This window comes from Sutterella wadsworthensis 2_1_59BFAA (genome assembly GCF_000297775.1).
Classification (GTDB): Bacteria; Pseudomonadota; Gammaproteobacteria; order Burkholderiales; family Burkholderiaceae_F; genus Sutterella; species Sutterella wadsworthensis_A.
The window spans coordinates 129,378-151,175 of sequence record NZ_JH815519.1 but is presented as its reverse complement, the minus strand read 5'-3'; the positions used below and the strand labels follow the sequence as shown (position 1 = coordinate 151,175).

General features: G+C 64.0%; 16 protein-coding genes. 9 read left to right on the top strand and 7 right to left on the bottom strand.

Annotation, left to right across the window (positions count from 1 at the left end):
• Positions 1–282 precede the first annotated feature (282 nt).
• Positions 283–1,407 carry a 5-methyltetrahydropteroyltriglutamate--homocysteine S-methyltransferase gene (locus HMPREF9465_RS09825; protein ID WP_005436508.1) on the bottom strand — a complete coding sequence of 375 codons (1,125 nt, stop codon included), beginning with the start codon at positions 1,405–1,407 and terminating at the stop codon, positions 283–285.
• A gap of 212 nt (positions 1,408–1,619) precedes the next feature.
• Here HMPREF9465_RS09825 and HMPREF9465_RS09820 point away from each other — a divergent pair, with 212 nt between their 5' ends.
• The 3 genes from HMPREF9465_RS09820 to HMPREF9465_RS09810 are packed head-to-tail and all read left to right on the top strand — an operon-like array spanning position 1,620 to position 5,743.
• Positions 1,620–3,536 carry a PhnD/SsuA/transferrin family substrate-binding protein gene (locus HMPREF9465_RS09820; protein ID WP_005436507.1) on the top strand — a complete coding sequence of 639 codons (1,917 nt, stop codon included), beginning with the start codon at positions 1,620–1,622 and terminating at the stop codon, positions 3,534–3,536.
• A 37-nt stretch (positions 3,537–3,573) separates the two neighbouring features.
• Positions 3,574–4,215 carry a response regulator transcription factor gene (locus HMPREF9465_RS09815; RefSeq protein ID WP_005436505.1) on the top strand — a complete coding sequence of 214 codons (642 nt, stop codon included), beginning with the start codon at positions 3,574–3,576 and terminating at the stop codon, positions 4,213–4,215.
• 10 nt (positions 4,216–4,225) lie between these two features.
• Positions 4,226–5,743 carry an FAD-dependent oxidoreductase gene (locus tag HMPREF9465_RS09810; protein WP_005436503.1) on the top strand — a complete coding sequence of 506 codons (1,518 nt, stop codon included), beginning with the start codon at positions 4,226–4,228 and terminating at the stop codon, positions 5,741–5,743.
• Between the two features lie 19 nt (positions 5,744–5,762).
• Here HMPREF9465_RS09810 and HMPREF9465_RS09805 read toward each other — a convergent pair whose 3' ends face one another.
• The 3 genes from HMPREF9465_RS09805 to earP all read right to left on the bottom strand — a co-directional run bounded on the left by HMPREF9465_RS09805 (position 5,763) and on the right by earP (position 8,279).
• Positions 5,763–6,260, bottom strand: coding sequence for a deoxycytidylate deaminase (locus HMPREF9465_RS09805; protein ID WP_005436501.1), 498 nt, complete (start codon positions 6,258–6,260; stop codon positions 5,763–5,765).
• A 129-nt stretch (positions 6,261–6,389) separates the two neighbouring features.
• Positions 6,390–6,947, bottom strand: a complete 558-nt coding sequence (efp, locus tag HMPREF9465_RS09800) for an elongation factor P (RefSeq protein WP_005436499.1) — start codon at positions 6,945–6,947, stop codon at positions 6,390–6,392.
• 180 nt (positions 6,948–7,127) lie between these two features.
• Positions 7,128–8,279, bottom strand: a complete 1,152-nt coding sequence (gene earP / locus HMPREF9465_RS09795) for an elongation factor P maturation arginine rhamnosyltransferase EarP (RefSeq protein WP_005436497.1) — start codon at positions 8,277–8,279, stop codon at positions 7,128–7,130.
• A gap of 99 nt (positions 8,280–8,378) precedes the next feature.
• Between earP and uvrC the strand changes: the two genes are divergently transcribed.
• The 4 genes from uvrC (at position 8,379) to HMPREF9465_RS09775 (ending at position 14,302) form a co-directional block, all read left to right on the top strand.
• Positions 8,379–10,322: an excinuclease ABC subunit UvrC gene (uvrC, locus tag HMPREF9465_RS09790; protein WP_005436495.1), complete on the top strand. Its 1,944-nt coding sequence runs from the start codon at positions 8,379–8,381 to the stop codon at positions 10,320–10,322.
• A 20-nt stretch (positions 10,323–10,342) separates the two neighbouring features.
• Positions 10,343–10,972 (top strand): CDP-diacylglycerol--glycerol-3-phosphate 3-phosphatidyltransferase, encoded by a 630-nt coding sequence (gene pgsA / locus HMPREF9465_RS09785; protein ID WP_005436493.1) that lies wholly within the window; start codon positions 10,343–10,345, stop codon positions 10,970–10,972.
• Positions 10,973–11,496: 524 nt separating this feature from the next.
• Positions 11,497–12,870, top strand: coding sequence for a YihY/virulence factor BrkB family protein (locus HMPREF9465_RS09780; protein ID WP_005436491.1), 1,374 nt, complete (start codon positions 11,497–11,499; stop codon positions 12,868–12,870).
• A gap of 7 nt (positions 12,871–12,877) precedes the next feature.
• Positions 12,878–14,302 (top strand): FAD-dependent oxidoreductase, encoded by a 1,425-nt coding sequence (locus HMPREF9465_RS09775; protein WP_419723248.1) that lies wholly within the window; start codon positions 12,878–12,880, stop codon positions 14,300–14,302.
• A 211-nt stretch (positions 14,303–14,513) separates the two neighbouring features.
• Here the strand turns inward: HMPREF9465_RS09775 and HMPREF9465_RS09770 are convergent, their stop codons facing one another.
• The 3 genes from HMPREF9465_RS09770 to HMPREF9465_RS09760 all read right to left on the bottom strand — a co-directional run bounded on the left by HMPREF9465_RS09770 (position 14,514) and on the right by HMPREF9465_RS09760 (position 17,331).
• Positions 14,514–15,677: an iron-containing alcohol dehydrogenase gene (locus HMPREF9465_RS09770; RefSeq protein WP_005436488.1), complete on the bottom strand. Its 1,164-nt coding sequence runs from the start codon at positions 15,675–15,677 to the stop codon at positions 14,514–14,516.
• Positions 15,678–15,828: 151 nt separating this feature from the next.
• Positions 15,829–16,611, bottom strand: a complete 783-nt coding sequence (locus HMPREF9465_RS09765; protein WP_005436487.1) for a peptidylprolyl isomerase — start codon at positions 16,609–16,611, stop codon at positions 15,829–15,831.
• A 111-nt stretch (positions 16,612–16,722) separates the two neighbouring features.
• The gene (locus HMPREF9465_RS09760) at positions 16,723–17,331 is read right to left on the bottom strand and encodes a septation protein A (RefSeq protein WP_005436485.1); all 609 of its coding nucleotides are present in this window, start codon (positions 17,329–17,331) and stop codon (positions 16,723–16,725) included.
• 233 nt (positions 17,332–17,564) lie between these two features.
• On the opposite strand from HMPREF9465_RS09760, the gene HMPREF9465_RS09755 reads away from it, so the two are divergent.
• Both HMPREF9465_RS09755 and HMPREF9465_RS09750 read left to right on the top strand, forming a co-directional pair.
• A complete protein-coding gene (locus HMPREF9465_RS09755; RefSeq protein WP_005436483.1) occupies positions 17,565–20,318 on the top strand; it encodes a M16 family metallopeptidase in 2,754 nt (917 codons plus the stop codon).
• Between the two features lie 241 nt (positions 20,319–20,559).
• On the top strand, positions 20,560–21,690 hold the full coding sequence (locus HMPREF9465_RS09750) for an RNA-guided endonuclease InsQ/TnpB family protein (RefSeq protein WP_005436481.1): 1,131 nt from the start codon (positions 20,560–20,562) through the stop codon (positions 21,688–21,690).
• Positions 21,691–21,798 lie beyond the last annotated feature (108 nt).

The following is a 21,798-nucleotide window of genomic DNA, read 5'->3' as shown; positions in this document are numbered from 1 at the left end:
GGCTATTTCACCTTTAAGTATCCGTTTGCGGTACTTCGGACACCATATCACATGGTATGCCGTCTGGTAAACGCAATTTCGGTTGTATACTATTTCCACCATATCCTTAGTTTTATCACGTGGTAGTGTGAAATGCATGGGCTGTGAAATGCATGGGCCGCAATTCCTCACCTGACTGAAGTCAGATGTTTCCTTGCGGCGTTTCTATGAAAAGGCCGCGTCCCTGAATCAGGGCAGCGGCCTTTTGGAGCCCGAGGGCATCCGTTCAGGCTGGAAAGTCCGTTACGCGTCCTGCCAGACCTCGCGGGCGATCTCGACCACGAGACGGACCTTGGCCCACTGTTCCTCCTCGGTCATGATGTTGCCTTCCTCGGTCGAGGAGAAGCCGCACTGCGGAGAGAGACAGAGCTGTACGAGCGGAACGTACTTCGCTGCTTCGGCGATGCGGGCCTTGACGGCCTCCTTGTCCTCGAGTTCGGGGAACTTGGAGGTGATGAGGCCGAGGACGACCGTCTGGTCCTTGATGAAGCGCAGCGGCTCGAATCCGCCCGAGCGCTCGCTGTCGTACTCGAGGAAGAAGCCGTCGACGGGGCAGTTCGCGAAGAGGATCTCGGCGATGGGTTCGTAGCCGCCGGAGGAGAACCACGTGGAGCGGAAGTTGCCGCGGCAGATGTGCATCGTGAGCGTCAGGTCGGCGGGCTTGGCGGCGATGATCCTGTTGAGGACGCCGACGTAGCTGCGGGCCACGGCGTCGACGTCGATGCCGCGGGCGGCGTAGGCGGCGCGCTTTTCAGCGGAGCAGAATTCGCCCCAGCTCGTGTCGTCGAGCTGCAGGTAGCGGCAGCCGCGCTCGTAGAGCGCCAGCATGGCGTCGGTCCAGGTTTGTGCGAGGTCGTCGAGAAGAAGCTCCTCGTTGTCCTTGTAGGCGGCGATCGGCTCATAGTCCGTGGCGCGCACGCAGCAGATGAGGTGCAGCATCGACGGAGACGGGATCGTGTACTTCACGGCGGCGTCGCCCGCGATTTTCTTCAGGCGGTCGAAGGCCTCGAGGAACGGATGGTCGGCGGGGAAGGAGAGGCGGTCCTCGATGACGACCGTCTCGGCCTTGGGCTGACGACCTTCGAAGTGAACGGACCAGGCCTCGGCCTTGACGTGGCGGATGCCCTTGAGGCCGGCAAGGAAGTCGAGGTGCCAGAAGGCGCGGCGGAATTCGCCGTCGGTGACGGCGGTGAGGCCGTTGTCGAGCTCCTTCTTCACGAGCGCGGCGATCTCCTCGTCCTCGACGGCGGTGAGGGCTTCGCGGGAGAGCTCGCCCCTGGCGAACGCGGCGCGGGCCTGTGCGACGGCGGCGGGACGAAGGAAGCTTCCGACGACGTCGGCACGGTACGGGGGAAGAACATGGGGCATGGTGCGGTTCCTTTTCTAATGTGTTGTTGGAAGGCGTCAGGGGCGTCGAGGCGGCCCGAAACGACTGCGGTTCATACAATTTACTACCCTGAACTTTCCTGCGGCAAAGTAATACCTCAATAAAACGCGAATTTATTCCCGCTTTCCCGAGCGTCTTGCCCGAGGCCGTGCGGGCAGGCTAAGATTCTCTGAACCAGACCGCCTTTTCCGCCATGCCGTCCCTTCGAATCCAGCTTTCAGCTCTCGCCGCCGCAGTGCTCGGCGCTGCGGCCGTGCAGGCCGCGCCCTCCCACGGCGGCGTTGCGGCCGTCTCGTCCGCATCGCAGACGGGCTCGGGCGAAGGCGACGTGAAGATCGGCATCATGGACACGATCAGCACGGCCGTCGACACGGCGAGCCTGAGGGAAGGCCTCGTGCTGCTCTCGAATCCGCTCGAGAAGGACTTCCGCATCTCATGGCGCGACATCGTCACGCCTGATGCGGCCCAGGAGGTGCTTCATCAGAAGCCCGACTTCCTGATGCTGCCCACCGAGCAGATCGATCTGATGGAGGAGCAGGGGGTTCAGACCTTCCGCATCGCGACCCGCAAGCCGTGGACGGCGACCGACGCCGCGCACGCGGTGGGCTCGCTCGTCGTCACCCGCGCCGACAGGACGGACATCAACACGCTCGAGGATCTGGCGGGCAGGCACATCGCTGCCGACACGCCGACGAGCCTCACGGGCTGGCTTGCGCTGCAGGGCGAGATCGCCCGCGCGGGGCACGATCCGGAGAAGTTCTTCGGCAGGACCACGTTTCTTAGCTTCGCCTATCCCGGCGTTCTTTCCGCCGTGCTTCACGGCAGCGCCGACGCGGCCGTGCTGCCCACGTGCCTGCTCGAGCTTCTCGACTCGCGTGGACTCGTCAACGCCGCCGACCTCAAGGCCATCGGCGTGAAGAAGTCGGACGCCATCGTCTGCCGTCACTCGACGGCGCTCTATCCCGACATCAGCCTCGTGGCCTTCCCCTGGACGCCCGAGCCCCTCGTCAACCGCATGACGGTCTCGCTCCTCACGAATGGCGGGGACGCGAACTACGAGTGGTCGGCCATGGTGGGAACGTCGGACTTGCGCGAACTCTACAGGCTTCTTGAGATCGGGCCCTACCGCCACCTGCGCGACATGTCGCCCATGGCGGTCTACAAGCGCTGGCAGACCGAGATCCACGTCGGTCTTCTCGTCCTGCTTCTGCTCATCCTGAACGAATTCCGCCTGCGCGGACTCGTCGCGAAGCGCACGTCGGAGCTCTCCGACGCGCTCTCGGCGCTTGAGGCGTCGCAGGCCGAGGCCGCGGTCGTGCGCGACCAGCTCGGCGCGCTTGAACGCAAGAACATCGCCGCGCAGATGTCGGGCATGATCGCTCACGAGATCAAGTCGCCCGTGGGCGCGATCCGCAACTTCGCCGCCGTGGTGAAGATTCTTCTAAAGGACGCCATCGCGCAGAATCCCAATGCGAGGACGGCCGTCGAGGGGATCGACGCCGAGGCGCTCAAGATTGCGGGGATCGTCGACCGCGTGAGAGGCTACGTGAAGAACCGCACGGCCAACCACGTCCTGGCGGACCTCAAGCGTGCCGTCGACCGAGGCGTTCGTGCCTTCAAGCTCGGCAAGCTCGCCTCGGTGCCCGTCCTCGTGCAGATGCCCAACGAGCCCGCAACGGTGCTCGGCGACGGACTCGAGCTTGAGCTTCTCGTTCTCAACCTCGTGAAGAACGCGGCCGAGGCTGTGCACGAGCAGACGGACGAGCACGGACGCGCCACGGGCCGCGTCATCGTGACGCTCGCGGCGATCAGGACCGAGACTCCGCCCGAGGGGTGCGGCCGCAGGCAGTGGATGCTGACGGTGGCCGACAACGGGCGAAAGCTCACCGAAGCTGAGAAGGCGTGCCTCATGCACTCGCTCGAGAGCGTCAAGCCCGACGGGCTCGGACTCGGCCTCTCGATCGTGCGCGGCATTGCCGACAGCCACGGGGCGAAGATCGAGTTCGTGGCGAAGCCCGCGGGCGGCGTCGTGGTGAGCGTGCTCTTCGACGAGCTCGACGAGGAGGCGGCCGCGAGGGCCGCGGGCGCGATCGACGCGGGAAGGAACTGAACGAAAAGACCGGACAAAACAAAGGAGACGGACAACAATGGCCAAAGTCATACCGATCGTGCGAATCGTCGACGACGATGAAACCTTCTGCATGTCGCAGAAGATGTTTCTTCAGGCGATGGGATGGTTCGTGCTGATCTACAACAGCGCGAAGACCTTTCTTGAGGACGACGATCCCTCGCAGCCGGGCTGCCTCATTCTCGACATGCGCATGCCCGAGATGACGGGGCTTGAGCTGCAGACGGCGCTCGTCGCCCGCGGCGCGCCGCTGCCGATCATCTTTCTCACGGGGCACGGCGACGTGAACATGGCCGTGCATGCGCTGCAGCACGGGGCCTTCGACTTCCTGCAGAAGCCCGTCGATCCCGAGAAGCTGAACGAGGTCGTCTCACGCGCGGTCGAGCATTCGATCGCGCTCCACGAGCAGACGAGGAGCGAGGAGATGATCCGCGCGCTCTACGACTCGCTCACCGCCCGCGAGCAGGACGTGGTGAAGCTCGCCGCCATGGACATGAGCAACAAGGACATCGGCGAGAAGCTCTTCATTTCGCTTCCCACGGTCAAGATGCACCGCAGCAGCGCCTTCACGAAGCTCGGCGTCAAGAGCGCCCTTGAGGCCTACTGGATGCTCGAGACGATCGGCGTCGTCGAAAAGGGCGCGGGCAGGAGCAGGGACTGAGGATCCGATCATGACGTTCGCCCGCAACAAGAGCAAGGAAGGACCCGACCGCCTGAGGCGCAGGCTGCTGGCGGCAGGCGCCGCAGCGGCGCTCTGCCCCGCGCACGCGCTTGCCGGCCACAGGGAGGACCTGCAGCAGGACTGGGACGTGATCGTGATCGGCACGGGCATGGCCGGCCTCACGGCCGCGGTCTCCGCCAGAGAGGCGGGTGCCGTGCGCGTGCTGCTTCTTGAAAAGGGGCCGCTCGTGGGCGGGCACACGCTCTATGCGGCGGGCTCCGTCGCCGTGCTGAGTCCGAGGCGTCAGGCGCCCATCGGCTTCACGGACTCCGTGGAGCTCTGGATCCAGGACGCGATCAAGGCGGGCGGCACGGTCCTGAGACCGCACATCACCCGCATTGCGACCGAGTCCGAGGCGGCCGTCGACTGGCTCGAGGGGCTCGGTCTCGTCATGACGCGCACCGCCTATCAGGCCGTGGGCGACATGCATCCGCGAAGCGTGACGGCGCTCGGTCTTGCCGCAGGCCGCCGCTTCGTGATCGCGCTTCACGAGAACGCAAGAATGCTCGGCGTGACGACGGCGCTCAACACGCGCGCCGTGCGGCTCGGCAGGGCCGAGGAGGACGGACTCGTCAGGGTTGCGGTGAAGCGCACGCTGCCCGGCGGCGAAGTGAGGGACGAGGTGCTCCGCGCGGGCGGCATCGTGATCGCCACGGGCGGCTTCACGGCCGACGTGGGCAGGCGCCTGCTCTACGACGATCGTCTCACGGTCGACGTGCCCACCACGGCCAATCCGCAGGGACTTTACTTCGACGGTGCCACGGGCGACGGGCTCGATTTGGGCGCCATGGTGGGCGGTCACACGGTCGGAATGAGCAACATCATCCTGCTGCCCTACGCGGGCGGGCGTCTTCTCGACTACGTGGGCGGTGACATCTACGTCAACAGCTCGGGCGAGCGCTTCATGAACGAGGAGATGCCCATCTACGACATCAGCGAGGCCATTCTGGCGCAGCCCGGCCGCACGTGCTGGGTGATCACGGACAGCCGCTCGAGAAAGGGCGGGACGCTCGGCCTCAAGCTCGCCGACGGCACGGTGCGCCGCTCGAACACGATCGAGGAGATGGCAAGGGCCATGGACGTGCCCGTCAACCCCCTCAGGCGCACGATCAGCGAATACAACGAGGACGCCGCCAAGGGCCTTGACCGCAGGTTCGGCAAGCGGATCTTCACGCAGGCGATCGATTCGCCGCCCTACTACTGGGGACGGGAGGCGGTGTACGTGCACATGACGCTGGGCGGCCTCGCGGTGAGTTCCGAGGCGCGGCTTCTGGACCGCAGGGGCATGCCGATCCCGGGATTCTGGGCGGCGGGCGAGACGACGGGCGGGATCTTCGGACGCGGGCGTCCGGGCGGCATGTCGCTCATCACCTGCCTCGTGCAGGGACGCGACGCGGGCCGCGCGGCGGCTGAAAGGTCGCTCGCGCTCAAGCCAAAGGCGAAAAAGTGGAGAAGTGATCCGACCTGATCGGGCCGGATGCGGGATCCTAGTGCACGGAACCCGTGCCGCCGCAGTCGCAGCCCTCGATCCTGCAGTCGCACGGCTGCATCGGGAACGGCGGCTCGACGTCAAGGTGCGTGACGTTGACGCCCGCGCGCTTGAGGAATTCAAGGCCCTCGCTGCTGCGGTAGAGCGTGTGGTAGTAGACGTCGGTGATGCCGCACTTCTGGATGAGGAGTGCGCAGTGGATGCAGGGGCTGTGCGTGATGAAGATGGCGGCACCCTTGCTGGAGTAGCCGTTCTCCGCGAGCTTCGCGATGGCGTTGAGCTCGGCGTGCTGCACTTCGGGACGGGTCACGAGACGGCCGTCCACCTCCATTTCGCAGCAGTTGTCGTAGCCCGTGGGCATGCCGTTCCAGCCGAATGAGATGATGGAGTGGTTCTTGACGATTACGCAACCCACCTTGAGGCGGCGGGCGTAGCTTCTCTGGGAAGTGAGAAGCGCGATCTGCATGTACATGCGGTTGTCTTTCTGGATGTCCATGGTGGTAGAACCTGCGGAGTGCGTTGATGCTGAGACGCCTCGCAGTGTAGCGCAAGCCGGAACAAAAGAAAAACCCGACGTCCTGTGAGGAGCGTCGGGTTTTCTGTTCGATCGACCGATCGGTGAAGATTACTTCACGCGGTTGCGGTATTCGCCCGTACGGGTGTCGATTTCGATCTTGTCGCCAGCTTCAACGAAGGCCGGGACGGAGAGTTCGTAGCCGGTGGCGATCTTGGCGGGCTTCATGACCTTGCCGGAGGTGTCGCCCTTGACGGCCGGTTCCGTGTAGGTGACTTCACGGACGAGGATCGTCGGGAGTTCGATGGAGATGGCGCGGCCTTCGTAGAAGACGGCTTCAGCAGCCATGCCGTCCTCAAGGTACTTGAGGGCTTCAGCCATGACGTCGGCTTCGACTTCGTACTGGTTGTATTCCTCGTCCATCCAGACATAGTGCGGATCGGCGAAGTAGGAGTACGTCACTTCCTTGCGTTCGAGGATGAGGTCTTCAAACTTGTCGTCAGCACGGAAAACGGTTTCCGTCATGGCGTTCGTGAGAAGGTTCTTCATCTTCATCTTGACCGTGGAGGCACCGCGGCCACCCTTCGAGTATTCGGACTTGACAACGACCATCGGGTCCTTGCCGACCATGAAGACGTTGCCGAGGCGGAGTTCCTGAGCGGTTTTCATTTATCAGATTCCCTAATTGCAGTGTTGCGAGAATTTTTCCCGCGCCCGTTTGCAAGAGGGCGCAAGAAGCAAAAAATCAATAGCAGACGATTCTACCAAATTTTCCGGCCCTTGAACTGTTAATTTGGGCCCGGGTTTTGATGCGGAGGCGCCCCTGCAGCCCTGACGCCTGCCTGCGCCTCAGGCGCGCGGGACGAGTTCGAGTATGCGGCGGGCAAGGTCGCCGCGCCTGAGAAGCGACTCGCGCCAGACTTCGGCGGCCCTCTTCTGGACGGGCAGCTGGTCGAGCCAGGCCTTCACCTCGGCGGGCTCGAGCGTGCCGTCGACCCAGTGGCGGGAGGCGGCCTCGTAGGTCTCGAAGGGGACGGCGGCGTCCGCAGGCCAGGCCTCCCTGAACCTTGCGAGCCAGGCGTCGAGCTTGATCTCGTGAGCCTTGTCCTCGGTCGGGTAGGTGGCCCAGAGGAGCGGCGTCCCCGCGAGCTGGGCGCGCACGAAGCTGTCCTCGCCGCGGATGACTGCGCCGTCGACGGCGCGCAGGATGTCGTCGAACTCCTCCTGCGGCACGAAGGGCAGGCGCACGACGTTGAAGCGGGCGTCGCCCTTGAGGGCGCGCTCGAGCATGTCGGAGGCCTCGCCCGGCGCGAGCATCAGGTTGAGGGGCTCGCCCGCGGCCCTGAGGCCGGCGGCAAGGCGGTCGATCGCGTTGACGGGGTAGACGAAGAAGAAGAGCGTGCGAAGCCCGTCCCTTGCACCGTGCGCACGGCGCCAGGCGGCTGCGTCGAAGGCCCTGCGGGCCTCGTCGAGCCCGTCCTCGATGAGAAGGCCGCCCGTCCTGTCGGTGAAGCCCGGGAAGAACCAGAGCTTTTTGACGGGCAGCGTCGGATGCAGGCCCCAGACCATGTGCGAGCCCTCGACCCATTCCTCGGCGGAGAGGTAGTCGAGATTGACCCAGAGGCGGGTGCGGCCGTCGCAGAGACCTGCCTCGACGGCGTCGGGCAGGCGGCAGCCGAAGGTCTCGAAGACGAGCGAGGGCCAGACGCCGCCGATGCGGGAGAGGTCGCCTGCCGAAACCTCGGCCTCGAAGGCGTCCCAGTCGGCGATGCGGATGCCGCGCACGAGCGCGTCCGTGGCGGCGGGGTCGAGGTCGTGCACGAGCCTCGCGAGCACGTCGACGGCGTCGATGACGAGCGTGACGGGCAGGCCGAGGTCGCGCAGGCGCTTGGAGAGTCGCCAGGTGACGCCCGCGTCGCCGAAGTTGTCGATGACGCGGCAGAAGATGACGGCGCCTGCGGGCGCAAGGACGGTGTCGGCGGATTCGGCTCTTTGGGACATGGTGCTGAAGCCTTTGCAGAAGCGTAACGAGTTGAACGTGCGCGCATTGTAGCGCGCGGGCGCGCGTTAAAATCATCGGACGTTCACCAGAGCCGAGCCATGACAGAAAAAGATGCCGCCGGCGGGATCGTCCTCGCCGAGGACGCCGCGCCGAAGACCGCCTTCGATCCGCATCAGGAGATCAGGACCCTTCCGAACCTGCCCGGATGCTACCGCTACTTCGACACAGCGGGCGCATGCCTCTACGTCGGCAAGGCGCGCGACCTCAAGAAGCGCGTCTCGTCCTACTTCCGCAATCCCGCGGGGCTCTCCCCGCGCATCGCGATCATGGTGAGCCAGATCGCCAGACTCGAGACCACCGTCACGCGCAGCGAGGCGGAGGCCCTTCTTCTTGAGAACAACCTCATCAAGACGCTGAGCCCGAAGTACAACATCCTCTTCAGGGACGACAAGAGCTATCCCTATCTGAGGCTCGGTCCCGAGGCGTTTCCGCGGCTCTCCTACTATCGCGGCGGCGTCGACCGCAAGTCCCGCTTCTTCGGGCCCTATCCCAACGGGACGGCCGTGCGCGAGGCGATCCAGATCATGCAGAAGGTCTTCGGCCTGAGGACCTGCGAGAACTCCGTCTTCTCGAACCGCGACCGCGCGTGCCTGCTCGGCCAGATCGGCCGCTGCTCGGCGCCCTGCGTGGGCGCCGTCACGAAGGAGGACTACGCGAAGGACATCGAGCGCGCCGCCGCCTTTCTCGAGGGGCGCACGCGCGACATCGTCGAGGACTATGAAAGGCGCATGTGGGAGGCCTCCGAGGCCTGGGCCTTCGAGAAGGCCGCCTTCTACAGGGACCGCATCGCGGCGCTCACGACCGTGCAGCACCAGCAGGCGATCGAGACGACGGGCGGCGACACCGACGCGGACGTCGTGGCGGTCGCCGTTTCGGGCGCCGTCGCCTGCGTCAACCTCGCGATGGTCAGGGGCGGGCGCCATCTCGGCGACCGTCCGTGCTTCCCGAAGCTCGGCGTGAGGAGCGAGTCGCTCATGCCCTCGAAGGCCGAGATTATGACGGCCTTCGTGCGCCAGCACTACGGCGACGGGATGCCGGTGCCCAACGTCATCATCCTCGACGGTGCCGTCATGTCCGACGAGGAGCGCCACGAGACGGTCGAGGCCGTCGCCGAGGCGATGTCGGCCGCGGCCGGAAGGCGCGTCACGGTGGTGGCGGAGCCGCGCGAGACGCGCAGGCGCTGGCTCGAGATGTGCGCGAAGGGTGCCGAGATCGCGCTCGCGCGCCACCTTCAGGAGGAAGGCAGCCAGCTCGCAAGACTCAGGGAGCTCATCGACATCCTCGGGTTCGAGCCCGACGACGGCGATCCGATGAACTTCCGCGTCGAGTGCTTCGACATCTCGCACACGGCGGGCGAGGCCACGCAGGCCTCCTGCGTCGTCTTCTCCGAGGGTCGCATGCAGTCCGCCCTCTACAGGCGCTTCAACATCACGGGCATCGAGCCAGGTGACGACTACGCGGCCATGCGCCAGGTGCTCGAGCGCCGCTACAGGCCCGTGACGCGCGGCGAGGCCGTGCTGCCGAGCGTCGTGCTCGTCGACGGCGGCAAGGGGCAGGTCGAGATGGCCAGACAGGTCTTCACTGAGCTCGGACTCGATCTTTCCGTCATCGTCGGCGTCGCCAAGGGCGAGGGCCGCAAGGTGGGTCTCGAGACCCTGATCTTCCCCGAGATCGACGGCGTGCGCCGCGAGCCGCTCGTGCTCGGCACCATGAGCCGCGCGCTCATGCTCATCGCCGAGATCCGCGACGAGGCCCACCGCTTCGCCATCACGGGCATGCGCGCCAAGCGCGCGAAGACCCGTCAGTCGAGCCGGCTCGAGGATCTCGAGGGGATCGGACCCAAGCGCCGCGCGAAGCTTCTCACGCATTTTGGCGGCATGAAGCAGCTTTCGAACGCCTCGGCCGAAGATATTGCGCGAGTCGACGGCATTTCCGCCGCGCTCGCGGCTAAAATCTATGCTCAGCTCCACGGGAGCCAGTAAAAAGCGACAAGGACCCGCACATGCCCAAACTCAAGCCCCCATTCAAGCTCAACGTCCCGATGCTCCTCACCTGGATGCGCATCGCGATGATTCCGCTCGTCATCGGCATCTTCTATCTTCCCGAAACGTGGATGACGATGGGGACGAAGAACGCGACCGCCATGCTGATGTTCGTCATCGCCGCCATCACCGACGCGCTTGACGGCTTCCTCGCCCGCCGCTATCAGGGCTGGGCCACGCCCATGGGCGCCTTCCTCGATCCCGTCGCCGACAAGCTCCTCGTGAGCGCCGCGCTCGTCGCCCTCGTGGGCCTCGACCGATGCGACATGCTCGTCGCCCTCGTCATCATCGGCCGCGAGATCACGGTCTCCGCCCTGCGCGAGTGGATGGCCAAGGTCGGCGCCTCGGGCGCCGTCAAGGTCAACTGGTTCGGCAAGATCAAGACCATTGCCCAGATGACCGCCATCCCGATGCTCCTCTGGTGGGATCCCGTCGTCGTTAGCACGAGCCTCCTGAGCGGCGAGCTCAACATCGCCTTCCTCGGCCGCGTCCTCATCATCGTCGCCGCCGTGCTCACCATCTATTCGATGTACGTCTACCTCATGGCCGCCCGCAAGGCTCTCACGGCTCCCGCGTCCGACGCACTCTGAGAACGACTCCCGAGACGAACCCGGAAGCGAATCCGGAAATCAAAAAAAAACGCCGCGGTCCGCGGCGTTTTTCATGTCCGCGGCGTACAAAATGAAAAAGGCCGGTTTCGTCGAAAACCGGCCTTTTCGTTCCCCCTTTTTCGGAGCGGCGCCTTACTGCCGCTGACGCAGGCGCCCCTGACAGGAGCCGCGTCTGACCGAAAAGACGACGAACCGCTTAGAGTCGGTCCGTCGATAGGGGTGAACTATACACAAGTTTTAGCGACTTGTCGAGCAAAGTTTACAAATTGTCGGCAATTCAAGACCCGTGATGCGAAGAGCCTGGGGTTTTCTGAGAATGGTGCGGGCAAAGCCCATGTGTTGCAGGAGAAAATCATTTGTCGACCATTCGGGCGAAGGATCGCGTCGACTGCCGCTCTTTTGTGTCGCGGAGGCCGCGCGGGCCTGCGGGAGTTGGCGGCCTGTACAATGAGCGCAAGAGCTCGTGACATCAACGACGGGCGTCATGGAGAAGAAGAGATAGCATGCAGACGATGTCGGAAGAGAAGACGGCCTCCGAGGGCCATGCAGAGGGAGAGGCCGGAACGAGGAGTGCGGAGCTTGTGAAGCGGGCTCGGCGGCAGCACGGCATCGAGGCCGTGCGCACGATCATCCGCTTTGCGATGGACCGCATGCGCGAGACTCAGCTTCAGGAGGTGGCGTCCTCGATGACGCTCACGACGCTCCTTTCGCTCGTTCCGCTCATCGCGGTCGCGATGTCGGCCTTTGCGCTCTTCCCGAGCTTCGCGGACTCGCGCCACGCGCTTGAGGAGGCGATCATCTCGGGCGTGCTGCCGCAGCAGTACACGGAGACGATCGTCACGTATCTGCGCAACTTCACGGACCACGCCTCGGGACTCGGCATCTTCGGTCTGGCGGGTCTGGCCGTGACGGCGCTTCTCCTGATTGACAAGTTCTTCGTGACGGTCAACCGCATCTATCAGGTGCGCCGCATGCGCCCCTGGGGACAGAGGGCGCTGCTCTACTGGGCGCTCATCACGCTCGGGCCCCTGGTGATCGCCTTCTCGCTCACCGTCTCGACGCAGGCGATCCGCTCCGCCTCGGAGGGCGTTGACGCGACGTCGGTCGAGTGGGGCATGGCCGTTCTGCAGTTTGCGATCCAGGTCGCCTCCTACACCTTCCTCTACAAGTTCGTGCCCAACTGCCACGTGCAGCTTTCGCACGCGGCCGTGGGCGGCGTCTCCGCTTCCTTCGCGGGACTCGCCGTGCGCGAGGCCTTCGGGCACTACGTCTCGGCGGGCACGCTCACGTCGATCTACGGCGCGTTCGTGGCCTTCCCCGTGCTCCTGCTCTGGTTCTACGTCTCCTGGCTCATCGTCTTCGGCGGCGCAGCCATCACGGCGACGATCCCGCTTCTCACTTCGGGGCGCTTCGCCGACAGCTACAAGCGCGGCAATGACTTCCTTACGGGCGTCGCGCTCCTGAAGACGCTCTGGCGCCATCGCCGCGAGGGCGAGACCTCGGTGGGCATCACGACGCTCGCCGACGAGGTCGACAGCTACCCGCAGGCCGCCCGCCGCATTCTGCTCAGGCTCGCCGAAAAGGGTTACTGCGTCGAGATCATGAGCGAGAAGCCCAAGAGTCACAGCGACTGGGCGCTTCTGTGCGATCCGTCCGCCAAGAGCCTCAGGGACGCCTGCACGGCGCTTCTCGTCGACGGCACCAACCATCTCACTAGTCCCAAGCGCGCCTCGTCGTCCCGAGATGAAGGGATGCTCTTTGACTGGTACCGCGGCTTCATGTCCGCCGAAATGCTCGCGAAGCCCCTAGACGAGGTCTTCACCATCGACGAGGAGCCGCAGGACGTTCAGGCGGAACAGACCGCCCGTCCCGCCTGACGGGGACCTGCAGGCAGACTGCCCTCATGGGCGGCTCGTCGTCGGTGCGGGCGGCGCCGGCATGGTTGCCGCCGCGACGGCCGTCGACAACGGCGCGACCGTGATCGTCCTTGAGAAGATGGTCATGCTCGGCGGCAACACCGCCCGCTCCGAAGGCAACATGTCCGCCATGGACCCCGAACCCGAAAAGCTTCTGCCGATGACGCAGGCCGTGCGCGACATCATCGCCAAGTACACGAACCCGAAGCCGAGCTTCAGAAGACGGTTCTCAAGCAGCTCGCAGAGCGGCAAGAAGTACATCTTCGACTCTCCCGAGCTCTTTGCGCTTCAGACGATCGTCGGCGGCAACTGCAAGAACGACGCCAAGCTCGTTCTCACGATGACCCGCAACGCCACGGCCGCCATGAAGTGGCTTGACGTCCAGTCCGACATGACGTGGTTCCACGTGCCGCGCAGCTGGGTCGATGTCGGCATTGGCGGCCTTTATCCGCGCGGGCAGTGGCCGTGTCAGGCCGACGGCAAGACGCCGATCTCCACGTACGACGCCTACATCCGTCCGCTCGCCGCCAAGGTCGAGGCCGCAGGCAACCCGATCTACAAGAACATGAAGGTCGTGAGCGTCGAGCGTGACGCCTCCGGCCGCGTCACGGGCGTGAAGGCCCTCGACCGCAAGGGCGTCGAGCGCGTCTTCTCCGGCCGCAGCGTGGTCCTCGCCGCAGGCGGCTACGGCGCCAACCTGCAGATGGTCAAGAAGTACAACGACATCTCCGTCACCGTGACCTCAAACTCTCCGGCTACCACCGGCGAAGTGCTTGAGGAAGCCGTCGCCGCAGGCGCCGGCCTCACGGGCATGGAGTGGATCCAGATCCATCCGCACGGCAACCCGAAGAACGGCGAGCTTGAGTCCACCATCGCCGCCCGTCCGTCCGACACGCCGTACGTTAACTGCGACGGCTTGCGCTTCGTCGACGAAACGGGTCGCCGCGACGAGATCTCCTACGGCATCCTGAAGCAGACCGGTCAGGTTGCCTTCTCGATCTACGACCAACGCACGATCGAGGAGAAGAAGATCGAGTCCGCCATCGCCCACGGCTATGCCTTCAAGGCCGACACGCTTGAAGACCTTGCCCGCCAGGCCGGCATCGACTGGAAGAACTTCGAGAAGACCATGAAGGCCTACAACGAGGCCTCCGTGTCCCAGAATACGAAGTCTCTCCCCGTGCCGAAGATCCTCATCGGCAATCCGGTCGTGAAGGCGCCGTTCTACGCCGTGCCGATCACGACGACCATCCACCACACGATGGGCGGTCTTCGCATCAACGAGAAGACCCAGATCCTCGACAAGAACGGCAACGTGATCCCGGGCCTCTACGCCGCATGTGAGACACGGGCGGCATCCACGGCGGCAATCGCCTCGGCCGCAACGCCCTGACCGACCTTCTGGTCTTCGGCCACATCGCCGGCCAGGAAGTCGCCAAAAAACAGTAAGGCCGATTGAGAGCCGTGCCGTCCGTCCCTCGCGGGCGGCACAACAAAAGAAGAAAAGGGCGCCCGCAGCGCGAAAACGCTGCAGGCGCCCTTCTCCTTTTGGCTGTTCTCCACGCAGCTGTCCGCGGGGGCGGGCTTGCAGAGGATCTTCAGCCTCAGGCCTTTGCGGGGCGGGCCGAGGCGAGGATCGCGGCGATCTGGGCGGGCGTGATGTTCTTGTGCTCGCCGAGCTTCCAGTTGCGTTCCTCGAAGCGGCGGACGATCTCGCGTTCGACGTCTTCACCGACGCCTGCCTCGTCAAGGCGGGTCGGCAGACCGAGGGAGGCGAAGAAGGCCTCGAGCCTCACGATGGTTTCGAGGGCGCGCTCGCGGTCGGTGCCGTAATGCACGTCGAAGACGCGTTCGCCCATCTGCACGAGCTTGGCTTCCTTCGTGTCGATGAGGACGCGAAGGAGAGCGGGGAAGACGATGGCGAGCGTGGCGCCGTGGGCCATGCCCGTGAGGGCGGTGATTTCGTGGCCGATGGCGTGGGTGGCCCAGTCCTGATTCACGCCCATGCAGATCATGTCGTTGAGGCCGAGCGTAGCCGTGAGCATGTAGTCGGCGAGCACGTCGTAGTCGGGTTCGGGCGTACGCAGCGCGGGCGCGATGTCGACGAGCGTGAGAAGGAGCCCTTCGGCCCAGCGGTCCATCGGACGGGACTGGCCGGGTTCGGTCATGTACTGCTCGAGCACGTGCGCGGTGATGTCGGCGAGGGACGCGGCGACCTGGGCGGCGCCGAGCGAGCGGCAGCACTCGGGGTCGAGAATCGAGAAGCACGGATTTTCAGGCGCGACGAAGGCAAGCTTCTCCTTCGTCTCAAGGCGGGAGATGACGCTGTTGGCGTTCATTTCGGAGCCCGTGGCCGGGAGCGTCATGACGCTCGCGTAGGGAATGCAGCGGGCGGGACGGCGGGAGAGGACGATGTCCCAGGCGTCGCGCGTTTCGCCCTCGGTGAGGGCGCAGGCAACGAGCTTGGAGCCGTCGAGCACGGAGCCGCCGCCCACGGCGAGGATGAAGCCCGCCTTCTGTTCGCGGCCGAATTCGATGCACTTCCTGAGGGTTTCGACCTTGGGGTTGGCCTCGATGCCCCAGAATTCGACGTGGTCGATGCCGGCGAGCGCGGCCTTGACTTGGTCGTAGACGCCGTTGCGCTTCACGGAGCCGCCGCCGAAGGTGACGAGGACGCGCACGCCCTCGGGGATGTGGCGGGTGAGGGAGGCGATTTCGCCGCGGCCGAAGATGAGTCGGGTCGGATTGTAATACTCGAAGTTCTGCATGAGGGAACCTTGAAAAAAGTGGTTTTGCTGACAGTATACGGAGCCGGGCCGCGGGTGGAAAGGCGCGTTTTCGCTCAATGCAGAAGGGGGAGGTCCGCGATGCGGGCCTCCCCCTTGGGTTCGTGTCGATTCGTCGGGGACGAAGGATCCGTTACTGGACCTTGGCGTTCTTGACGAGTTCGCCGAAGTGCTGGTTGACGCGCTGGTTCGTGAGCGCGTTGACGAGCGCGGGCTTCTGAGCCTCGAAGGTCGGGAAGAGCTGGGCCGGACGCTTGGCGTCAAGCTTCACGACGTGGAAGCCGAACTGCGTGCGCACGGGTTCCTTGCTGACCGTGCCTTCCTTCATGCCGGCGAAGGCGTTGCCGAAGGTCGGAACGAAGGAGCGGGGAACGACCCAGCCGAGCTGGCCGCCGCGATCCTTGTTGCCGCGGTCTTCGGAGAATTCCTTGGCGAGCTTGTCGAAGTCGGCGCCCTTGTTGAGGCGGCTGATGATGTTCTTGGCCTGGTCTTCGGTCTTGACGAGGATGTGGCGGACCTGGTATTCGGTCGGGCCGTAGGCGGCCTTTTCAGCCTCGTAGGCCTTGCGGACGTCTTCGTCCTTGACCGGGTTTTTCTTGGCCCAGTCGCGCAGGACGGCGTTGATGAGGACCTGGTTGCGGGCGGCTTCGATGGCCTGCTTGACGTCGGAGTTGCGGTCAAGCTTGGCCTTCTTGGCTTCCTGAAGCAGGACGGTCTGCTGCGTGAGGACGTTCTTCACCTGGCGCTCAAGTTCGGCGCCTGCGGGCTGGCCCTGAGCGACGGCGCTGTCGTAGAGTGCCTTCTGCTGGGCAACGCTGACGGTTTCACCGTTGACCTTGAAGGCCTGAAGTTCAGCGTTGGCCGCGCCGGCGGCCATCATGGCAGCCATGCCGAGAACCAAAAGTTTCTTTTCCATTTCTTTCTTCCTTAACTGCCGCAGGTGTTCGGCGCTTCCCAGCACCGTACGCCGCTATCAGGTTGTTAGTCATTGCACCCGAAATTATAAGGGGTTCGGGCGTCATGCAGGTCAATTCTGCCTAGTGACGGCGTGTTTGGTCATGAACACGCCGATGCCAATTGTAAAGACTAGTGTCAGGCCCATCAGGCCGAAGAGCTTGAAGTTGACCCAGGTGTCGGTCGAACAGAGGTAGGCGACGAGGAGGTTGACGACGCCCATGGCCGCGAAGAAGCCGATCCACATGTTCTGGAGCGTCCCCCAGGCGTGGCCGGGCATTTCGATCTCGGCCTTGGAGAGAAGCATGCGGATGAAGTTTCGGCCCGCGATGTTGCCGTAGACGAGGATGCCGCCGAAGATCCAGTAGAGGATCGTGGGCTTCCACTTGATGAACATCTCGTTGCGAAGATAGAGCGTGAGGCTGCCGAAGACGACGATGACGGCGAGGCTGATCCAGAGCATCGGCTCGACCTTGCGGCCGCGCAGCATGAGCCAACCCACCTGCAGGAAGGTGGCGGCGATGGCGACGACGGTGGCGATGAAGACCGGAGCGGTCATGGCGGTGAGGCCCTCGCCCATAAAGCGCTCGGCAAGCGCGATGGCGGCGTCGGGCTGGTCCTCGGCGATCTTGAAGGCCGCGAAGAAGAGGATGACGGGGAAGAGGTCGAAGAGAAGTTTCATCGTAAGGAGGTTCGTGTGGAGCGGGATCCTGAAATTTTAGCGAAATTGGCAGTTGATGTTTCAGGGGGAGGCCCTGGGGCCGAAGGCTTGGTAACATTTCGAACATTGTTCAGGTGCTTCGAAACGTTTTCGTCACCTGGGACAGGTATCGTTGTGCAGTCGGGGGCTCCCGGCCGTCAGGGGACGGTTTGTGACGCGCTCCCGCAACACGATATGAACAACGGACTTTCGTTATGCAATTTGCAAGAAAAATAGTGCTGCTTTCCGCCGTCGTGATGATGGGCGCCGCAGGAGGCGCGGCAGCCAAGGAGAATGATTTGACGAACGCAACCAAACCCGTTTCCGTCGTGACCGTCGAGGGCATGACCGAGTACAGGCTCCCGAACGGCCTGCGCGTCGTGCTCTATCCCGACATGAGCAAGCCGACCGCCACGGTCAACATGACCTATCTCGTGGGCTCGCGTCACGAGAACTACGGCGAGACCGGCATGGCCCACCTTCTCGAACACCTGATGTTCAAGGGGTCGAAAAACTATCCAAATCCGACCGCCGAGTTCACGAAGCGCGGCTTCCGCATGAACGGCTCGACGTGGCTCGACCGCACGAACTACCACGTCTCCTTCACGGCCTCGGACGACAACATGAAGTGGGCGCTCGGCTGGCAGGCCGACGCCATGATCAACTCGTTCATCGCCCGCAAGGACCTCGACACCGAGATGACCGTCGTGCGCAACGAGTATGAAATGGGCGAGAACCGTCCGACGAGCGTGCTCCTCAAGCGCATGCAGTCCGTGCTCTTCGACTGGCACAGCTACGGCCGCAGCACGATCGGCGCCCGAAGCGACATCGAGAACGTCGAGATCGAGAACCTCCAGGCCTTCTACCGCCGCTACTACCAGCCCGACAACGCCGTGCTGACGGTTTCGGGCAGGTTCGACACGGACGAGGTGCTTGGCTGGATCGCCGAGCTCTTCGGCCCGATCGCCAAGCCCGAGCGCGTGCTTCCTAAGGAGTGGACGGTCGAGCCCGCCGCCGACGGCGAGCGCGAGTTCACGGTCCGCCGTCCCGGCGAGACGCAGATGCTCATGATCGGCTACCGCCTGCCCGCCGCCCTGCATCCCGACTGGGAGCCTGCGGCCATGGCCACGTCGATCCTTTCCGACGCCCCGACGGGGCGCCTCTACAAGGAGCTCGTCGAGACGGGCCTTGCCACGCAGGTCTTCGGCTGGACGATTCCGGGCGCCCAGCCCGGCTTCGTGGTCTTCGGCGCTCAGGTCAAGAAGGGCGAGGACCTCGGTCCGGTCCGCGCGAAGATGGTCGACGTGATCGAAAACTCCTTTGCCAGGACGCCCGTGACCGATCAGGAGCTTGAACGCCAGAAGGCCGAGCAGGCCACGATGTTCGAGCGCCAGATCAGCGATCCCGAAGCATTCGCCGTGGGCCTTTCCGACTACATCGCACTCGGCGACTGGCGCGTGTTTTTCGCCGACCGCGATGCGATCGCGCAGGTGAAGACCGCCGAGGTCGACAAGGCCGCCGCCCGCTACTTCGTGCGTGACAACCGCGTCGTCGGCAGCTACATCCCGACGGACGAGCTCAAGCGCGCCGACATCACGGCCGCGCCCTCCGTCGACGAGTACCTCAAGGGCTTCAAGTTCCGTCAGGAAGGCCGCACGGCCGAAGCCTTCGACGTCGATCAGGACAACATCAACGCCCGCACGCAGTTCGTCGAGGCGGGCGGCGTGAAGATGGCGCTGCTGCCGAAGAAGACGCTCGGCGAGACCGTCGTCGTGCAGATGAGGTTCCTCAACGGCAACTTGAAGACGGGCGCCAACGCCGCCGTCTCGATGCTCTCGACCGCCATGCTCTCGCGCGGCACGTCCACGATGACGCGCGACGAGATCGACGACGCCTTCACGCAGCTGCGCATGGAGGGTTCGCCCTTTGCGTTCACGACCGACCGCGAGCATCTCTCGGCCGCCGTGGGCCTTGCGGGCAGCATCCTCACGGACGCCGCCTTCCCTGAAAAGGAATTCGAGACCCTGAAGCGCCAGACCCTCGTCGGCCTGCGCGCCAAGTCGGACGATCCGGGCACTAAGGCCCGCGACGCCCTCACGGAGCACTTCAACACCTATCCGAAGGGCGACGCCCGCCGCACGGAGACGAGCGCCGAGCTCATCGCCGAGGTCGAGGCCCTCACGCTTGACGACGTGCGCAACTACTGGCGCAACGTCTTCGGCACGGGTCGCGGCTACATCGCCGTCGTCGGCGACTTCGATCCCGAAGCGGTTGCGGGCGACCTGCGCCGCGCCGTCGTCGGCCGCAAGCTCTCCACCGTCGTCTACGAGCGTCCCGTGCACGAGTTCAAGCCCGTTGCATCGGCCCGCATCGTCATCGACACGCCTGAAAAGGAAAACGGCACGCTGATGGCCCGCGTCGACCTGCCGGCCAATGTGGCCGACGCCGATGCCGCGGCCCTCGTCACGGCCGACTGGATCCTCGGCGGCTCCACGGGTCTCTCGAACCGCATCGTGACCCGTCTGCGCCAGAAGGAGGGCCTCTCCTACGGCGCCGGCAGCGGCATCACGCTCCCGCGCTTCGGCAACCGCGGCCATTGGTCCGTCGGTGCGATCGTCGCTCCGCAGAACGTCAGGCAGGCTGAGGCCAGCCTGCGCGACGAGCTCGCCCGCGCCGTCAAGGACGGCATCACCGAGCAGGAGCTCGCCGAAGCCAAGCGCGGCCTGATCGAGTACCGTGCGGTGAACCGCGCCCAGGACGGCACGCTCGCGGGCAGCTGGATCAACTTCATGGAATCCGGCCGCGACTGGTCCTTCTCGAAGGACATGGAAGTCGCCATCGAGAAGCTCACGGTCAAGGACGTCAACGCCGCGATCCGCCGCATTGCGGATCCCTCGAAGATGACCTTCGTGCTCGCCGCCGACCTTGCGAAGGCCAGGGAAGCGGGCAAGGACTTCTCCAAGCAGTAGCTCCCTGCCGGGCCAGACGGCATCAGGCGCCCCGCCGCTCCGACGCGAGCAGCGGGGCGCTGTCGTTTCTGAACGCCCCTCGCAGGCATAAAATGTCGGATTGTTCAGCTAAATCCGCCAGGAACCCTCGCCTCGGTGAGGCGTGGAGGAATGGCGGAAAAGACGGCGAAATGCGAGGCATACGTTAAAAGAGGAAGCCTCATATAATCAAATTTCCATACCGTTCCTTCCTCTGTCACGAATGATCCGCGCCATCCGCATTCGACTCTATCCGACGCCCGACCAGAAGAAATATCTGGCCGGTCTTTTCGGTGCCGTGCGGTTCTGCTACAACAAGGCGCTGTATCTCAAGACGCATTTCTACAAGGTGAAGGGCGTCAATCTTCACCCGATTCACGACCTCAAGAAGCTCATCGCCATTGCGAAGAAGTCGAAGAAGTACGCCTGGCTGGCGGAATACGACTGCATGGCATTGCAGGAATCAGTTCGCAATCTGAACAAAGCCTATGGGCGCTTCTTCAAGAAGGAAGCCGGATATCCGCGCTTCAAGTCCCGACGCGGCGAACAGTCCAGCTACCATTGCACCGGCGTTTCGGCAGGCGACGACTTCGTCAAGGTGCCGAAGATGAAGAAGATCAAGGCCGTCATGCATCGGAAGATCGAAGGCAAGGTCAAGAGCATCACGCTCTCGATGGATGCCTGCGGCGACTACTGGGCTTCCGTTCTCTACGAGGACGGCCTCACCGAAGCCGTACCTGCGACATGCGTTCGCCAGACCAAGACGGTAGGCGTCGACGTCGGCATTGAGACCTTCGGCACATGCTCCGACGGTGAAAAGATCAAGTCTCCCAAAGCTCTCAAGAGAGCCGAAAAGAAGCTTAAGAAGGCGCAACGCGCCTTCTCAAGAAAGCAGAAAGGTAGCAAGAATCGTGAAAAGGCCCGCAAGCGTCTGGCGCGACTGCACCGCAAGGTGAAGCGCCGCCGCAGCGACTTCCTTCACAAGACATCTCGACGATTGGTGAACGATAACCAAGCGCTGATTTTCGAGACTTTGAAAATTCAAGGCATGATGAAGAATCACCATCTCGCAAAGGCGATTGCCGATGCAGGATGGGCTGAATTCATGCGCCAGTGCGAATACAAGGCGAAGCATGAAGGCAGAATCTTTGCAAAGATCGGCACCTTCTTTCCGTCTTCGAAGACATGTTCCGCCTGCGGTCACAAGCTCAAGGAATTGAGCCTTGCAACCCGCAGGTGGACGTGTCCGCATTGCGGCGCACAACATGACCGCGACTTAAACGCCTCCCTGAACATCAAGCAGGAAGGCATAAGAATGTTGAAGGCGGCTGGGCTGACCGTCTTGCGCTCGTAACGTCACGAGCCGAAGCCTGTGGAGACATGTAAGACCCGAACGATCGTCCAGGCGGTGTTGAAGAAGCAGGAAGCCTCGCCCGATTTGTTGGCAAATCGGACGGGGAGC

Bases quoted from the DNA above. Each gene is read 5' to 3' on its own strand.
- HMPREF9465_RS09760 (WP_005436485.1), bottom strand. From the start codon at position 17,331: ATGAAACTTCTCTTCGACCTCTTCCCCGTCATCCTCTTCTTCGCGGCC.
- efp (WP_005436499.1), bottom strand. From the start codon at position 6,947: ATGAAAACCGCTCAGGAACTCCGCCTCGGCAACGTCTTCATGGTCGGC.
- HMPREF9465_RS09820 (WP_005436507.1), top strand. From the start codon at position 1,620: ATGCCGTCCCTTCGAATCCAGCTTTCAGCTCTCGCCGCCGCAGTGCTC.
- HMPREF9465_RS09810 (WP_005436503.1), top strand. From the start codon at position 4,226: ATGACGTTCGCCCGCAACAAGAGCAAGGAAGGACCCGACCGCCTGAGG.
- uvrC (WP_005436495.1), top strand. From the start codon at position 8,379: ATGACAGAAAAAGATGCCGCCGGCGGGATCGTCCTCGCCGAGGACGCC.
- HMPREF9465_RS09765 (WP_005436487.1), bottom strand. From the start codon at position 16,611: ATGGAAAAGAAACTTTTGGTTCTCGGCATGGCTGCCATGATGGCCGCC.
- HMPREF9465_RS09750 (WP_005436481.1), top strand. From the start codon at position 20,560: ATGATCCGCGCCATCCGCATTCGACTCTATCCGACGCCCGACCAGAAG.
- HMPREF9465_RS09755 (WP_005436483.1), top strand. From the start codon at position 17,565: ATGCAATTTGCAAGAAAAATAGTGCTGCTTTCCGCCGTCGTGATGATG.
- HMPREF9465_RS09825 (WP_005436508.1), bottom strand. From the start codon at position 1,407: ATGCCCCATGTTCTTCCCCCGTACCGTGCCGACGTCGTCGGAAGCTTC.
- HMPREF9465_RS09770 (WP_005436488.1), bottom strand. From the start codon at position 15,677: ATGCAGAACTTCGAGTATTACAATCCGACCCGACTCATCTTCGGCCGC.
- HMPREF9465_RS09815 (WP_005436505.1), top strand. From the start codon at position 3,574: ATGGCCAAAGTCATACCGATCGTGCGAATCGTCGACGACGATGAAACC.
- pgsA (WP_005436493.1), top strand. From the start codon at position 10,343: ATGCCCAAACTCAAGCCCCCATTCAAGCTCAACGTCCCGATGCTCCTC.
- earP (WP_005436497.1), bottom strand. From the start codon at position 8,279: ATGTCCCAAAGAGCCGAATCCGCCGACACCGTCCTTGCGCCCGCAGGC.
- HMPREF9465_RS09780 (WP_005436491.1), top strand. From the start codon at position 11,497: ATGCAGACGATGTCGGAAGAGAAGACGGCCTCCGAGGGCCATGCAGAG.
- HMPREF9465_RS09805 (WP_005436501.1), bottom strand. From the start codon at position 6,260: ATGGACATCCAGAAAGACAACCGCATGTACATGCAGATCGCGCTTCTC.